At 67.3% G+C, this 14020-nt stretch carries 10 protein-coding genes and 1 tRNA gene; 3 read left to right on the top strand and 8 right to left on the bottom strand.

Going from position 1 to position 14020, the window contains the following annotated elements:
- Window positions 1-472: 472 nt before the first annotated feature.
- Together J2S44_RS11990 and ssb are read right to left on the bottom strand one after the other, a co-directional pair.
- Window positions 473-1513, bottom strand: coding sequence for a cobalamin biosynthesis protein (locus J2S44_RS11990; RefSeq protein ID WP_374727976.1), 1041 nt, complete (start codon window positions 1511-1513; stop codon window positions 473-475).
- Window positions 1514-2186: 673 nt separating this feature from the next.
- The gene (gene ssb / locus J2S44_RS11985) at window positions 2187-2807 is read right to left on the bottom strand and encodes a single-stranded DNA-binding protein (protein ID WP_310412107.1); all 621 of its coding nucleotides are present in this window, start codon (window positions 2805-2807) and stop codon (window positions 2187-2189) included.
- A gap of 149 nt (window positions 2808-2956) precedes the next feature.
- Between ssb and J2S44_RS11980 the strand changes: the two genes are divergently transcribed.
- Together J2S44_RS11980 and J2S44_RS11975 are read left to right on the top strand one after the other, a co-directional pair.
- Window positions 2957-4012 (top strand): alpha/beta hydrolase, encoded by a 1056-nt coding sequence (locus J2S44_RS11980; RefSeq protein WP_310412104.1) that lies wholly within the window; start codon window positions 2957-2959, stop codon window positions 4010-4012.
- A 557-nt stretch (window positions 4013-4569) separates the two neighbouring features.
- Window positions 4570-4643: transfer RNA gene (locus J2S44_RS11975), tRNA-Arg, on the top strand.
- Between the two features lie 832 nt (window positions 4644-5475).
- Here the strand turns inward: J2S44_RS11975 and J2S44_RS11970 are convergent.
- The 3 genes from J2S44_RS11970 to J2S44_RS11960 all read right to left on the bottom strand — a co-directional run bounded on the left by J2S44_RS11970 (window position 5476) and on the right by J2S44_RS11960 (window position 9320).
- Window positions 5476-6567 carry an IS630 family transposase gene (locus tag J2S44_RS11970; protein ID WP_310412101.1) on the bottom strand — a complete coding sequence of 364 codons (1092 nt, stop codon included), beginning with the start codon at window positions 6565-6567 and terminating at the stop codon, window positions 5476-5478.
- 99 nt (window positions 6568-6666) lie between these two features.
- Window positions 6667-7317, bottom strand: a complete 651-nt coding sequence (locus J2S44_RS11965; protein ID WP_310412098.1) for a hypothetical protein — start codon at window positions 7315-7317, stop codon at window positions 6667-6669.
- Window positions 7318-7325: 8 nt separating this feature from the next.
- Entirely contained in the window at window positions 7326-9320 is a 1995-nt protein-coding gene (locus J2S44_RS11960; protein ID WP_310412095.1) for an NHL repeat-containing protein, read from the bottom strand.
- 159 nt (window positions 9321-9479) lie between these two features.
- On the opposite strand from J2S44_RS11960, the gene J2S44_RS11955 reads away from it, so the two are divergent.
- A complete protein-coding gene (locus tag J2S44_RS11955; RefSeq protein ID WP_310407910.1) occupies window positions 9480-10760 on the top strand; it encodes an IS256 family transposase in 1281 nt (426 codons plus the stop codon).
- A 210-nt stretch (window positions 10761-10970) separates the two neighbouring features.
- On the opposite strand, the gene J2S44_RS11950 is transcribed toward J2S44_RS11955, so the two are convergent.
- The 3 genes from J2S44_RS11950 to istB all read right to left on the bottom strand — a co-directional run bounded on the left by J2S44_RS11950 (window position 10971) and on the right by istB (window position 13978).
- Entirely contained in the window at window positions 10971-12647 is a 1677-nt protein-coding gene (locus J2S44_RS11950) for a sensor histidine kinase (RefSeq protein ID WP_310412093.1), read from the bottom strand.
- A gap of 325 nt (window positions 12648-12972) precedes the next feature.
- Window positions 12973-13167 carry a hypothetical protein gene (locus J2S44_RS11945; RefSeq protein WP_307237306.1) on the bottom strand — a complete coding sequence of 65 codons (195 nt, stop codon included), beginning with the start codon at window positions 13165-13167 and terminating at the stop codon, window positions 12973-12975.
- A 43-nt stretch (window positions 13168-13210) separates the two neighbouring features.
- On the bottom strand, window positions 13211-13978 hold the full coding sequence (istB, locus tag J2S44_RS11940) for an IS21-like element helper ATPase IstB (RefSeq protein WP_310412090.1): 768 nt from the start codon (window positions 13976-13978) through the stop codon (window positions 13211-13213).
- Between the last annotated feature and the right edge of the window lie 42 nt (window positions 13979-14020).

The following is a 14020-nucleotide window of genomic DNA, read 5'->3' as shown; positions in this document are numbered from 1 at the left end:
TTGGCCGGCTGGGGCTGATGGGTCAGGCGGGGTGTGGCGTGGGCGCCGCGGTTCTTGCAGCCGTGTCGGGATGTTGGTGTGCCGCGTGCTCATCGCGTGCCTTTCGTCGCCAGCGTGCGGCTGGTGGCCGACTGGGCTGAACGTTCGGGCCGGGTGTGGTGTGTTCGCGGCTGCGTCGTGGTGTTTGTCCACCGCGCGGCCGGTGCCTCTTGTCTGTCGCTGGTGTGCGGCCGGTCATCGGCTGGGCTGAGGGTTCGGGCCGGGTGTGCTGTTGTTGCCTCCCGGCCGTGGGCTGCTGCCGAGCATTCGTCGCAAGCCTTTCGCCGGCGGCACGCGGCCGGTGGCCGGCCGGATCCGCCATTGCGCGCGGAGCGGGCGGTTCCCGGTCGTCGCGGCTGAGGGAGGCAACGCCGGTTCTGCTCTGTTCCACGGCGAATCCGGCAGGGAGGGCCGGGGTCGCATCGTGTGGCGTTCATCGGGTGCCCCGCGCTCGGCCCGCGGCCCGAGCCGGCCGGGCGACGGTGGCAAAGCGCGTGGTTCCGGTGTGCGTGGTCCCGGGCTGCGTGGTGGCCGGGTGTGGGGTGGTGCGACGGCGGTGGGCGCGGAGTGCGGTGGTGAGACGGTAGGTGGCGGCCAGGGTGGCGGCGGCCAGGCCGACGGCGCCGGAGAGACGGGCGGCGCGGGCGATGTCGGGAGCCAGTGGGGGTGCGCCGTCGCCGAGGTGCGGGCGGGTCTCGGAGCGGCCGAAGTAGACGTTGCGGCCGCCGAGGCGGATGCCGAGTGCGCCGGCCATGGAGGACTCGCACTGGCCCGCGTTCGGGCTGGGGTGGCGGTGACCGTCGCGCAGCCAGACGCGCAGCGCCCGGCCCGGGTCGCCGCCGGCCAGCGGTGCGAGCGCGACGGTGAGCGCGGCGGTCAGCCGGGACGGGACGAGGTTGAGGACGTCGTCGAGGCGGGCGGCCGCCGTGCCGAACCGGGCGTAGCGCGGGGACCGGTGGCCGACCATCGCGTCCAGCGTGTTCGCCGCGCGGTAGCCGAGCAGGCCCGGCAGTCCGGCGACCGCGCCCCAGAAGAGCGGCGCGACGACGGCGTCGGACGTGTTCTCCGCGACGGACTCGACGGTGGCGCGGGCCAGCTCGGGCTCGTCCAGCGTGGACGGGTCCCGGCCGCACAGGTGACCGAGCCGGCCGCGCGCGGCCGGAATGTCGCCGCGCTCCAGCGCGCCCGCCATGGTGTGCGCCTCGGCGCGCAGCGTGCGGGCGCCGAGCACGGTCCAGGTGGCGGCCGCGACGGCCACGGCGCGCAGCACCGGGCGCCGCCGGGTCAGGCCGGCGAGCGCGGCACCGGCCAGTACCGGCGCGCCCACGGCCACGGCCGCGAAGCCGGCTCCGGCGGCTCGGCCGGGCGCGTAGACCCGCCGCTCCAGCGCGGCCGCGGCCGTGCCGAACCCGGCCACCGGATGCCAGCGCCGCGGGTCACCGAAGACCGCGTCCAGGCCGTAGCCGGCGAGCATCCCGACAGCCTCCGCGACCCGCAGCTGCCCGGCGCTCACCGGCCGCCGCTCCCGCCCGCCTCGGCGCGGTGCCGGGCTCCCGCTCCGGCCGGTCGCCGGACTTCCGCTCCGGCCGGTCGCCGAGCGCCTACCTCGGCCGGTCGCCGGGAGATTGCCCTCGTCAGGCGCGGGGCGACCACCCCGGCCCGGCGCGAAGCGACCCCCGTGACCGCGCGCGGGACGATCACCCTGGTCCGGTGCGGAGCGAGCGGCGCGGTCCGGTGCGGGGCGACCGGCGCGGTCGGCTGCCGGGCGCCGGCGTGGGGCCGGCGTCGCGCGACCGCCGTGGTCCGGTGCCGGAGCGGTCCGGACGTCCGCCGGGATAGCCGGCCGGCCGGAACGCGCGGTGAGAGCCGGTCCGTCGGTCGTGGCCCGGCTCCGCCGGCGAGCGGATCCTGCTGTCGTGAGCACTGGTCACCTCCGGCGGGCAGCCTATCGACCGGGTGCGGGGCCACCGGCGGAGGCTGATCTTCGTGTGCGCGAGAAGCCACCCACCGGCCCGGCCGGGTGCCTGCCGGGCGTCGCGATTCCCGGCGGCGGGCCGGCGGGGACGGCCCCGGTCCGGTCGCGGGCCGGTGGGTGGCGGGGGCCACCGCCGCGTAACGGGGAACGACGGCGGTGGAGCCGGAGCCGGTCAGCGACTGGACGCGAGCGCCTGGCCGCCGTCCAGCTCCCCCAGCGCGGTCTCCAGGTCCTCGTCGGCCAGCGGGTCCTCCGGGCGGCCGAGCGGCACGGCCGGCGGCTCGTAGCCGTCGTCGTCGCCGGCGGAGACCTCCGGGAAGTCGCCGAAGCGGGCCGGGACCTCGTCGGGCGGGAGCGGCTCGGTGGCCTCACCACCGGCCTGGGCGTCGGCCGCCGCGTCCTCGACGCCGCCGGTGGCCGGCCCGCCGGGCTTGACCCGCTCGAACCTGCTCTTGCCGCGGGCCAGGTCGTGACCGACCGCGACCGCCTCCAACTCGTACTGCACGCGGGGATTGCCCTCCAGGTCGGTCCAGTCCCGCGTGTAGAGGCGGCCGGTGACGATGACCGGGTCGCCGGTCATCACGGACGCGGACACGCCCTCGGCGAGGCGGCGCCAGCAGGTGACGCGCACGCGCAGCGCGTTGCCGTCGACCCACTGGCCGGTCTCGCGGTCCATCTTGCGGGCGGTCGAGGCCACCTTGAAGTGGCAGACCAGCGCTTTGGTCTTCTCGGTGCGGCGCCACTCGGGTGCGGTCAGCACGTTGCCGACCACGGTGACGTAGGTGTCGAACATGGGACCCCCTTGCTCGGATCTGAGGGGTCCAGACTTCCGCCGTACCGTCGCGGGATTCTCTGCCTGTGGACGACGGAACCGCCTGTGGACAACCGACCGGACGACCGGATGATCTGCTATGACGAGGGACTGCGAGTAGGGTCGCTGACGTGGAGATTGATGTTCTCGGCGAGCCGTACGAGCGCCGCGTGATCGACCTCGGGAACGACGACGAGGGACCCGTCGTCGCCACGCTGGTGCGCCGACGCAGCGAACATCCGGACGGCCGCGCGGTGCTCTACGTGCACGGCTTCGTGGACTACTTCTTCCAGACCCACCTGGCCGAGTTCTTCACCGACCGCGGCTGGGACTTCTACGCGCTGGACCTGCGCAAATACGGGCGGAGCCTGCTGCCGCACCAGACGCCGAACTTCTGCCGCAGCCTGGACGAGTACTTTCCCGAACTGGACGAGGCGGCCCGGATCATCCGCGAGGAGGACGGTCACGACCGGATGCTGGTCGCCGCGCACTCCACCGGCGGGCTCATCGCCTCGCTCTGGGCGGACGCGCGGCGTACCCGCGGATGGGTCGACGGGTTGTTTCTGAACAGCCCGTTCTTCGACCTGAACCTGCCCTGGGTGGTGCGCCGGCCGTTGCTGTCCGCGGTGTGCCGGGCGACGCGGCGCAACCCCTACGGCACGCTGCCGCAGGGCCTCAACCAGATCTACGGCGAGAGCATCCACGCCGACCACCGGGGCGAGTGGAACTACAACCTGGAGTGGAAGCCGCTGGCCGGCTTCCCGGTGCGGTACGGCTGGCTGAACGCGATCCGGGAGGCCCAGGCCCGCCTGCGCCGCGGCCTGGACGTCGACGCGCCGATCCTGCTCGCCTGCTCGGCCCGGAGTTTCCGCGGCGTGCGCTGGGACGAGGCGGCCCGGCTGGCCGACGCGGTGCTCAACGTCGAGCACATCGCTCAGTGGGCGACGCACCTCGGCGGCCACCTGACGCTGGTGCGCTTCGACGGTGGCCTGCACGACCTGACGCTGTCCGGCCCGGAGGTGCGGGAACGCGTCTTCACCGAGGTTGATCGATGGGCTCAGGTGTACGTGCCGGCTCCGTCTCCGGGAGATCAAGATCGGGAAGCAGGATCTCGGGGGACGACTCCTCCTCCGGCCGCGGAAGCGGCACCCAGCCGCCCGCTCGCCACACCAGCAGATCGTGCATGAGCAACTGGCTGCCGCCGGCGAAGAACATCCGCTCCACCGCGCGGCGGGTCTTCTCCAGGCCGGCCGCCGACCCGGAGCCGGTGACGATCACCACATCCCGCGCCGGTACGCCGATCACGAGCTCGCCCGGCACCTGCTCGGCCAGGTCGTTCCAGAACTCCTCGACGAGCAGGACCGTGGACTCGAGCCCTTCGAAGGAGAGCATCAGCGATGGCGGCTGACCGTGGATCCGCAGCTGGGACATGGCCGCGTAGAGCGTCTCCTCGGCCTGCCGCTTGACCGTACGCCGGCTGACCCGCATCTTCTCCAGGTCCGGCCAGGTCACCATCGTCTCGCCGAACGGCGGGCCGAAGCTGTACCCGACGGCCAGGCCGGGAATGAAGCGGTCCAGCACCCAATCCGGGTGAAACTCCGCTTCCCGGGCGGAGATCAGGATCGGGAAATAGGTCGTACTCGTCACCTGCACGCTCGAAAACCTAGTATGTCCCTGCACGGTGATCCATGCCCCCTCCAGCGAGGGTGTGGCCACCGGCGGTAATCTGCACACGTCGGCACGCGCGCTCATAGCTCAGTTGGATAGAGCAGTGGACTTCTAATCCACCGGTCGCAGGTTCGAGTCCTGCTGGGCGCACCTATCCTGAACAGCCAAAACGTTCAACATAAAGATCTTGAAAGAACACTCGATCTCGCCGTGGGCCAACCGTGGGCTAACGAGTTGGTTTTTGAGGCCTCTACCACTCGCCTCGGGCCGGAGTTTGGCACGGCGGTGCGTAAGGCGCGTTGCCGTAGTGCGGTGTAGCTGGTAGACGCCGCAGGGGTTGCGGCTGTCTGGGAGAAGCTCAGCTTGACCAGCAGGCCAGCCCTCTCCTACGGCTCCGGCGTCAGCGTGTCGGCGGGCGCGGCCTGGGAAGCTGCGGTCATGCACGCGGACTGTCAGCGCGCACGGTCCCTACGCCATCAACTGGCCCGGACGGCGGGACGCTGCCCCCAGAAACTCACCGTCTGCAGCCATCCGGCGCGGGCGACCAGCCTGCGCGGCATCTAGCCGCTGAAGTTGAACCCGACGCGTCCCTCACCCTGCGCCTCCAGGTACAGCTGCCAGCGGTCCCCTGGAGAAGACACCATCCAGCAGCAGATTCCATGCGCCACCATCACGCAGGTAAACCCGGTCACCGCACCGGATGTCTACGCCTTCAGCATCCTCCAGGCACGCTCGGGCGTACTAATGTAGCGGACCTCGGTCAACGTCAACCAGATCGACGTGCACCGAGGCGGCACGGTGTTCGGGCCGCCGGAGCTGTTCAGCGCCGGACCGATGTCCAGAGTGCCGGCGTTCGACGCCGCCTGGCACGCCTCAGTTTCATCCTGTGGCGCCTGCTCCGGCTGATCCCCCGGCCGCGGTGCGGCCGGGGCCGCGGACGTCGGCACAGGACTCTGTCCTTCCGGATCGGCGGTCGGACTCGCTAGTGTCCTGCGCCGGAAATTCGGCTACAAAATCGGGCGAGTGATTCGAGGATTTCTTCGGCGGTTTTAGTCCAGATGAACGGGCGTGGGTGGGTGTTCCAGTCGGTGATCCACGCGCGTATGTCGGCTTCGAGGGCTTGGACGCTTTTGTGGGCGCCGCGGCGGATCTTCTGCTCGGATAGGAACCCGAACCAGCGTTCGACGTGGTTGATCCAGGAGGAGCTGGTGGGGGTGAAGTGCATGTGGAACCGTGGGTGGCGGGCGAGCCAGGCCCGGACGGCCGGGGTTTTGTGGGTGCCGTAGTTGTCGCAGACGAGATGGATGTCCAGCCCGGCGGGGACGGTCTTGTCGATCGTGACCAGGAACTTCTTGAATTCGGTGGCGCGGTGCTGGCGGTGCAGTTCGCCGATGACGGTGCCGTCGGCGATGTTGAACGCGGCGAACAGGCTGGTGATCCCGTTGCGGGCGTAGTCATGTGTGCGCTGCTCGGGCATGCCGGGCATCATCGGCAGGACCGGCTGGGAGCGGTCCAGGGCTTGGATCTGGGACTTCTCATCGACGCACAGCACGACGGCCCGTTCGGGCGGATGGTGGTAGAGGCCGACGACGTCGACGACCTTCTCGATGAACTGCGGGTCCGTGGAGAGTTTGAACGTCTCCGCCCGGTGAGGCTGCAGGCCGAAGTCCCGCCAGATCCGGCCGATCGTGGACTTCGACAACCCCGATTTCTCCGCCATCGACTTGCGGGACCAGTGCGTGGCGTTGCGGGGCGTCTGCTCCAGGGTGTCGACCACGACCCTCTCGATCCGGTCGAGGCTGATCGACGGCGGCCGGCCCGGCCGCTGCTCGTCGATCAGCCCGTCAAGGCGCTCGGCCAGGAACCGCCGCCGCCACTTACCCACAGTGGACAGGTGCACCTTCAGATCCGTTGCCACATCGACGTTCGACGCGCCCGACGCACACGCCAGGATGATCCGGGCCCGCATCGCAAGGACCTGAGCGGTCTTCGCCCGCCGCGACCATCGCGTCAGCGCCTCACGCTCGGCATCCGTCAGCACCAGCGGCGCAGTGGGACGACCAGTTCTGGGCATCCCACCACGCTACACCACTTATCAGGCGAATTTACGGCGCAGGGCACTAGTGGGTGGCCGCCATATGTGAGCCGACCGGTTTAGCGTACGGCTGTCCTTCTAGTGTCCGACCTTGCTGATCTCTTTCCAGGTATCGGCTGACCAGTTGCGGAGGAGGTCTTGTGCGGCGGTGATGTCTGATGCCGCTAGCTTGTCGATCCGTCTGACCCGGTTGGTGAGCGCTGCGAAGTATTTTTTCTCGTATTGTTCAGGTCCTAGAAGGATTGTAGATGCGGCTTTCCTTGCCGCGTCGACGTCACCTTGAATCACGTGGATGTAACACAGTGCTTCATAGTGGTTGCAGTCGTACGGCCCTGAGTTGCTTCGATCCTGTATCAGTTCCTTGTATCCGGTTAGTGTTCCCGCATGGGCAAAGTACGGCAATGCGTCCTGGTGGATCGCAGTCAAGATATCGCTCATTACGGCCCTTGCGCCTTCCGCGTTTTCTGGAAGTGGCAGGGTGCCCGTTGCGTTTCTTTCCGGCAGAGTTTCATAAAACGGGCCAACGCGATATTTGTGTGGACGAGCGAGAAGTTGGACGAGGCGTTCGACCTTAAACCAGGAAGCTGCGGGGTAGCGATTGGGATGCAAGCCGCAGACAATCCATTCGCTTGACTGCGTGTGCAGTAAGTCGCCGGTTACCTTCCACTCTCCGGGAAGATGGGGGATTAGGTATTGCTCCGCGCAGGCGCGCCACATTCTGCTATCCATGACATTCCTTAGGGGCAGTTGAGACGAATGACGCGGGCATCTTCATAGCCGGCAGGAAGTTTTCTATTCAGATCGGTCAGCCAGCCGCGCGGTATCAGGCTGAGGCCAGTCTTGAGGTCGAAAAGCAGCTCCGGCTTGTCGGCGGCTACGCCCCATACCGCATCCGGATATCTAAATCCGTTCTGCTTGCTTGGTCCGGGTATGGAGACGCCGCCATTGTAGCCCGTTTCGCCCCAGATCTTGGTTCCCGGCGTGGCGTTCCGATGGTTCTGTATCAATTGTGCAAAGTGTGCGTGAACGGCGTTCCCGTAGTCTGCCTTCTGTTGCTTGGTCAGTGTTGTTGCGGTCCCGAGGGGTGTGGGCTTAGGGACCGCAGCGCAGGCAAGGTCCGCCATCTGCTGAAACTTTTGCCACGCTTCGTAGTGTTCTGTCTTCATCATCGCCTTGCGGCGGTTTGACTGTTTGAGCGTGTAGTACACGGTGGTGATTTGTGCCGCCAGGTCGGCCCACGTCATTGATTCATCGATCACCTTCATTATATACTCGGGCGAGCAGTCGATGGGTGGGTCGATCGCCTCGTACTCGCAGTGATCGGCCGCAATTTCGGCAGCGTAAACGGGATTGAGGCTCCCGTCGCGGCTGTACACCAATTGTGTGTCGATCATCAGATAGAGAATGTCCTGTGCGAAATCGACGACGGTGCGTTTGGTTAACTCTGCACTTAACTGATCCCACCACGTGTAGCCGCCACCCTCGGCTTTGTATAGTTCCTCTGCGAGCCAATAGAGAAGATCGCAGTTTTCTATGCAGGTAGCACTCTCGGCCCTGCGCACCTTGAAGCCGTCGATTATGCCAAAATAGCCGGTGATGGGCCCGGGTGACCAGACGAGTGGCGTTTTGTTTCGGTGGTGGGACGGAAGGTCGAGGATAATCGGGTCGGCCGCAGTGGCGTACTCGTAAGGATTTATGGGAGGAAGGTTCTCGGGATGTGCAAAGTAGTTCTGCCAGAGGCTGGACGCGGTCGGGCGTGGGCGCACCGGCTGCTCGGGTCCGATATCGATCGCACGCGTGCCGGCTCGGCCGTCGTGGCGCGCGCTGGCTACCGGTGGTTCGTTGCTGCCTGCCACGATCGCGTCAATGGCCGCGAGGGGGTCACTTACTTTCCTCAGATGCGTCGTAGCCGTGCCCTGGTCGAGTACCAGTAGATTTTTGCCGTCGGCCGCAAGCCCGGTGATGCTGGAGAAGGCCGCATAGATCCATCCGCCGTCGCGGTGTGCCGAAGCCTCGGTGCCGGCCAGTTCTTCCGACGCGTAGCTGTATTTGTTGATCGCGACCAGTGTGGTGAAGCCGTAGGGCTCCTGGGTGCTTCTGATTGCCGCGTACAGCATTCCCCCTGCCGAGACGAGGGCGGACGCGACGCGGCTCCTGCCGACGGTGTCGCAGGCCGCGCCCCTGCATACGGGTAGGCTGCCGCCGATCGCTTCCGTCTCCAGTGTGTCAAGGGGAATGCGGTGTAGGACGCCGCCCCACCCGTCAACGTGCCAGACCGATTCGGCATCGGCGGCGATGGGACCCGGCGCGGGCGTCCAGCCGATCTGTGTGCGCTGAGTCGGGCTGCCCAGGTTGTGACGGTAGATTTCGCCGTCGCGAGTGATGCCGTACAGGAATTGCCCGGCCACGGTTCCGTAGTCGTACCGTTCGGTGGCTATGTTCGTGGTGGCGCCGGTGGTCGCGTCGATGCGGCGTGGGCCGCATTCGAAGTCGGCGACGTAGATGTAGGCACCGTCGGTGCCCATCATCCTCGTCAAGTCGCGGCCGAATCTGACCGCGGAACCGGTAGGGCTGTTCTGGCATCCGCTCGCCGACTGATCGCCGGCGATCGGGGTGATCGCGCCCGATGCGGTATCGACTCGCACCAGTCGGCGGCCGTCGACGGCTACGACGTCCTTCCCGAGTGTGGCGATGCCGCCGGACTGTAGATCGAGTAGGGGAGTCGGCTGCATGGCGACACGGCTGAGCGTCGAGACGACCGCCGTGTCGAGCTCGGGTCCCGCCGCGGGGGGAGTGAAGGTGGGGACTGTGCCACGAGGGGTGTTTCCGGCCCGACACGCCGGGCTGAAGTCCTGGCGGGATGGGCACCGTGAGTGATGACATCGAACGTTGTGAGTCCACGGAAGAAGATCGAGGGTGACGGGCGGCAGCTGTCGCCGGAGCAGGCCGCTGCGGCGGCGATGGTGGCCGAGGCGAAGGCGCGCGGGCTGGAACTGACCGGTCCGAACGGCCTGTTGAAGCTGTTCACCAAGAATGTCCTCGAGACCGCGTTGAACGAGGAGATGACTGAACACCTCGGTCATGCGAAGAACCAGGCATCGCCGGAGCGTGAGTCGACAAATGTGCGCAACGGCAGCCGCGGCAAGACGGTGATCTCGGATGCGGCCGGTGAGGTGCGTATCGACGTGCCGCGAGATCGGGAAGGGACGTTCGAGCCGCAGATCGTGAAGAAACGGCAACGGCGCCTGACCGAGGTCGACGAGATCGTGTTGTCGTTGTATGCGAAGGGAATGACGACCGGGGAGATCTCCGCGCATTTTGCGGAGATCTACGGTGCGTCGGTGTCGAAAGAGACGATCTCGCGGATCACCGATAAAGTCGTGGCGGAGATGACGGAATGGTCGACCCGGCCACTCGATGCCGTTTACGTGGCCGTGTTCATCGACGCCATCGTCGTCAAGGTCCGTGACGGCCAGGTCGCCAACCGGCCGGTCTACGCGGCCATCGGGGTCACCGTGGACGGCCACAAAGACGTCCTGGGGTTGTGGTCCGGCTCCGGTGGCGAGGGCGCCAAGTTCTGGATGAGTGTCCTGGTGGATCTGAAGAACCGTGGCGTGCGGGATGTGTTCTTCGTCGTCTGCGACGGGCTGAAAGGGCTGCCGGACACCGTCGAGGCGGTGTGGCCGCAAGCGATCGTCCAGACCTGCATCATTCATCTGATCCGGAACACTTTTCGTCTGACCTCCCGGGCGGATGCCGACGCGATCAAACGCGACATCAAACCGATTTACACGGCGGTCAACGCCGACGCCGCGCTCGCCGCTCTGGACGACCTCGAGGAGAAATGGGGGAGTAAATACCGGGCGATGATCCGGTTGTGGCGTAACGCGTGGGATGAGTTCATCCCGTTCCTCGATTACGACGTCGAGATCAGGAAGGTGATCTGTTCGACGAACGCGATCGAATCATTGAACGCCCGCTACCGTCGTGCTGTTCGCGCACGCGGGCATTTCCCCAGCGAGCAGGCCGCGTTGAAATGCCTGTATCTTGTGACCCGCAGCCTGGACCCGACCGGGGCCGGCCGCGCACGATGGACGATCCGCTGGAAGCCCGTGCTGAACGCCTTCGCCATCACCTTCGGTGACCGCTGGCCGGCCGCCGAAACCTACTGACCGAAGAGCCGGAAACACCGATCTTGGTACGGACCCGACTGGTCATGTCACTTGTCGGTGGCAGCATGCTGGGGGCGTGCGCGTGGTCAGGGGAGTCTCGGTTTCGGCCCACCCAGGATGCGGCGGCCAGGGTGAGGGCGGCCAAGGCCGTTGAAGAAGCCCGTCTCCGTGCGTCGTTCGGCAGACTGGCTTTGGGCGCGTCGTTCAGCCTCATTCGGTTGGTGATTTGGTGGGTAGGTGAATGGTGAAGGTGGTGCCCGGGCCTGTGTGTTGGCCTAGGGTGATGGTGCCGTGGTGGCGGTCGATGATGGTGCGGGTGATGATCAGTCCGAGGCCGGTGCCGGGTATTCGCCGCTCGAGGGCGGTGGATGCGCGGTAGAAGCGGCGGAACAGCCGGGGGCGTTCGTCGGGTGGGATCCCGATGCCGGTGTCGGCTACTGACCAGGTGATCCATTGCTGACCGCTCACGTCGGGGACCGCGTCGGCGGTGGCGGTGATGGTGATGGTGCCGCCGTTTGGGGTGTACTTGATGGCGTTGGTGAGCAGGTTATCGGCGACTTGTCGGAGCCGGTCGGCGTCGGCGTGCATTGGCAGCGCGGTAGGGACATCGACGGTGATAGCGAGGCCTTTGTGTTCGGCTTGCCGGGCGAGGGCCTCGTGGCAGGCGGTGATGACCTCGCGAAGGTCGGTGGCGGTGGGGGTGATGCTGATGTGGCCTGCTTCGAGGCGGGCCAGGTCGAGTAGGTCCTGCGACATGACGGTGAGTCGTCCGGCGCTGCGGGCGATGACGTTGAGGGTCGTCTTGAGTTCGTCGGGGCTGAGGGTGTCCAGGTCATCGAACTCGCCCAGAGCAGCGGTGATGACCGACAGCGGGTTGCGTAGTTCATGCGTTACCAGTGCGATGAATTCGTCCTTAGTGCGGGCGAGTTCGACGGTGAGTTCCTCGGCGCGGCGCCGTTCCCAGTACTGGCCGATTTGCGCGGCCAGGCCGGTGAGGAGGCTGACCAGTGTGTCCTCGGGGTCTTCGGCCCGGTCTCCGTAGACGCACAACGCGCCCAGCCGATGGCTCCCACTGGCGATCGGCACGCCGACAGCTACGTGCAGGCCGGCCTGTGCCGCAGCTCGTGACCGTGGGGAGACTGTGTCGGCGGCCAAGTCGGGGATCCACCATGGCCGGTTGGTCTGATGCACGCGGCCGGGGAGTGCGACACCGAGTTCCAACTCATCAAGGGCGAAACGGCCGAGCACTTGTCTCGGGCCGCTGTGCCGGGCCGCGCAGTACAGCAACTGTCGGGCCTCGTCGGCGAGCCACAGCTCCGCGACCGGCCATCCCATCGTCACTCCGAGCGCTTCGACGACCCGGGCGGCGGCGGCTTTCGAGGAGCCGGCCTCGGCGAGACCACGGGCCACTGCCTGCTCAACCGCACCGAACCGGGCTGCTCGCTGAACGATCGTTATGTCCCGGGCGAAGATGTGAAGAATTGGCCCTGCGGGCCCGGTGGTGACGGCCAGGCTCACCTCGATGGGGAACTCGTGACCGTCGGCATGCCGGACCACTCGTTGCAGCCGGCGTCCGGCAACAGGTTGGCCGCCGGCGGCCAACCTGGCCAGGGTCTGCTGGAAGGCCGTCGCGTACCGCTGCGACACGATCAGCTCGTCCAGCGTGCGCCCGCACGCCTGGGCCCGCGAGTAACCGAAGGTCGACTCGGCCGCCGGGTTCCAGCCGACCACCCGACCTGCCGCATCGATCGCCACATAGGCCTCGACCGCGGCGGCCAGCAGGTGTTGCGGGTCACCCACTTTCGCCCGGTCGCAGAACACTGCCGTCGGCGCCGACCGGTGCGTCGCGGGTGGCTCCAAAGCGTCGGAATGCAGGTCGGAGGGCATGGCAGCCTACCTTCGTGTTAACTCTGGCACTCCGGGTGAACGCGATCAGTCCCCGGCCGGCAAACGGCGAACGGCAGAGGATCACCGCGGCGTTGTGGACGCTATACCCTGCCGGTTGCACCGACCCGGCAATCACCGATGTGCTGACCCCTACGCCAAACATCTGAACATCTACCCACGGCCGGGGGCCCGAACTGTTGCTGTGTGAGCGTGCGGCCCGGGCGGTGGCGGAAGCTCGGCAGATGTGCGAGAGCGCGCGGGCTGCGTCCATGCGACGGTCCTTGAGTCAGGGTTCCGCGTCTCGTCGTCCGGTCTGAGCCCTGCGTTAGAAGGGCGGCTGAGCGGAGTCGTGGTCGTGCTGGCAGGCGTCGAGCGTCCAGTTCTCGATGTCGTCCGGCCAGGGCACGGGGCGGCCGAGGTCGTCGAAGAAGCCGGTCTCGGTGTTGTCGGCGAACAACCCGGCGTTGAGTGCCTCGCGTTCGGGCCAGGACGGGAGGTTTCGTGGTGCCGGACCGGTCATGGTGCGGGCAGGGCGCTCGGCGCGGCAACAAGGCCGTGGGGGATCATTTGCCTGGGGCTGGGGCTGGGGCATTAGGTCGTTTGTTCGGCCGGTAGGACGGGCCGTTCATGAAGACCTGGTGGCTGTTGTTGATCAACCGGTCCAGCAGTGACTCGCCGACGACGGGGTTCGGGAACAGCGGATACCAGTCCTGGGGCGCCCGGTTCGCGGTGATCGCGTTGGAGCGGCCTTCGGCGATGCGCTGGGAGATCAGTTCGTAGAGGTCGTCGGCTTGGCCGGGGGTGAACTCGCGCATCGCGAAGTCGTCGAGGATGAGCAGGTCGGCTTTGACGTGGGCGGCCAGGCGTTTGTCGAAGGTGCGGTCGGCGTGGCCGCCGGCCAGATCGGCCAGGATGCGGCTGGTCTTGTGGAAACGAACCTCGGCGCCGGCGCGGATGGCCAGGTGTCCCATGGCCTGCGCGACGTGAGTTTTCCCGACGCCGACGGCGCCGTAGAGGATGATCGATTCTCCCGCTTGCAGCCAGCGCAGCGCAGCGAGGTCACGGATCTGCGCGGCGGGCAGTTTCGAGTTCGCGGAGAAATCGAAGCCTTCGAGGGTGGTTTCGGTGTCGAAGCGGGCGCGGCGCAGCCGGCGGCTCATGGCGACTTGTTCGCGGCGGGTGATCTCGTCGTCGCAGAGGATCTGCAAGAACTCCAGATAGCCGAGGTCGCCGCCTTGGGCTTGGGCGAGGCGGGCGTCGAGGGTCTCGAGCATCCCGGACAGTTTCAGGGCCCGGAGGCTGTCGGCCAGGGCGGGGCGCAGGATCGTCATCGTGTCGTCTCGGCCTTCGTCGCTTCGGCTGGGGTGAGCAGG

The sequence above is a fragment of the Catenuloplanes niger genome, from assembly GCF_031458255.1.
GTDB classification, from domain to species: Bacteria; Actinomycetota; Actinomycetes; order Mycobacteriales; family Micromonosporaceae; genus Catenuloplanes; species Catenuloplanes niger.
This window is presented reverse-complemented; position numbering and strand designations above follow the sequence as displayed.

Excerpts from the sequence above, each read along its gene's own strand:
- J2S44_RS11950 (WP_310412093.1), bottom strand. The coding sequence starts at position 12,647 with ATGCCCTCCGACCTGCATTCCGACGCTTTGGAGCCACCCGCGACGCAC.
- istB (WP_310412090.1), bottom strand. The coding sequence starts at position 13,978 with ATGACGATCCTGCGCCCCGCCCTGGCCGACAGCCTCCGGGCCCTGAAA.
- J2S44_RS11970 (WP_310412101.1), bottom strand. The coding sequence starts at position 6,567 with ATGCCCAGAACTGGTCGTCCCACTGCGCCGCTGGTGCTGACGGATGCC.
- J2S44_RS11960 (WP_310412095.1), bottom strand. The coding sequence starts at position 9,320 with ATGCAGCCGACTCCCCTACTCGATCTACAGTCCGGCGGCATCGCCACA.
- ssb (WP_310412107.1), bottom strand. The coding sequence starts at position 2,807 with ATGTTCGACACCTACGTCACCGTGGTCGGCAACGTGCTGACCGCACCC.
- J2S44_RS11965 (WP_310412098.1), bottom strand. The coding sequence starts at position 7,317 with ATGGATAGCAGAATGTGGCGCGCCTGCGCGGAGCAATACCTAATCCCC.
- J2S44_RS11945 (WP_307237306.1), bottom strand. The coding sequence starts at position 13,167 with ATGACCGGTCCGGCACCACGAAACCTCCCGTCCTGGCCCGAACGCGAG.
- J2S44_RS11990 (WP_374727976.1), bottom strand. The coding sequence starts at position 1,513 with ATGCTCGCCGGCTACGGCCTGGACGCGGTCTTCGGTGACCCGCGGCGC.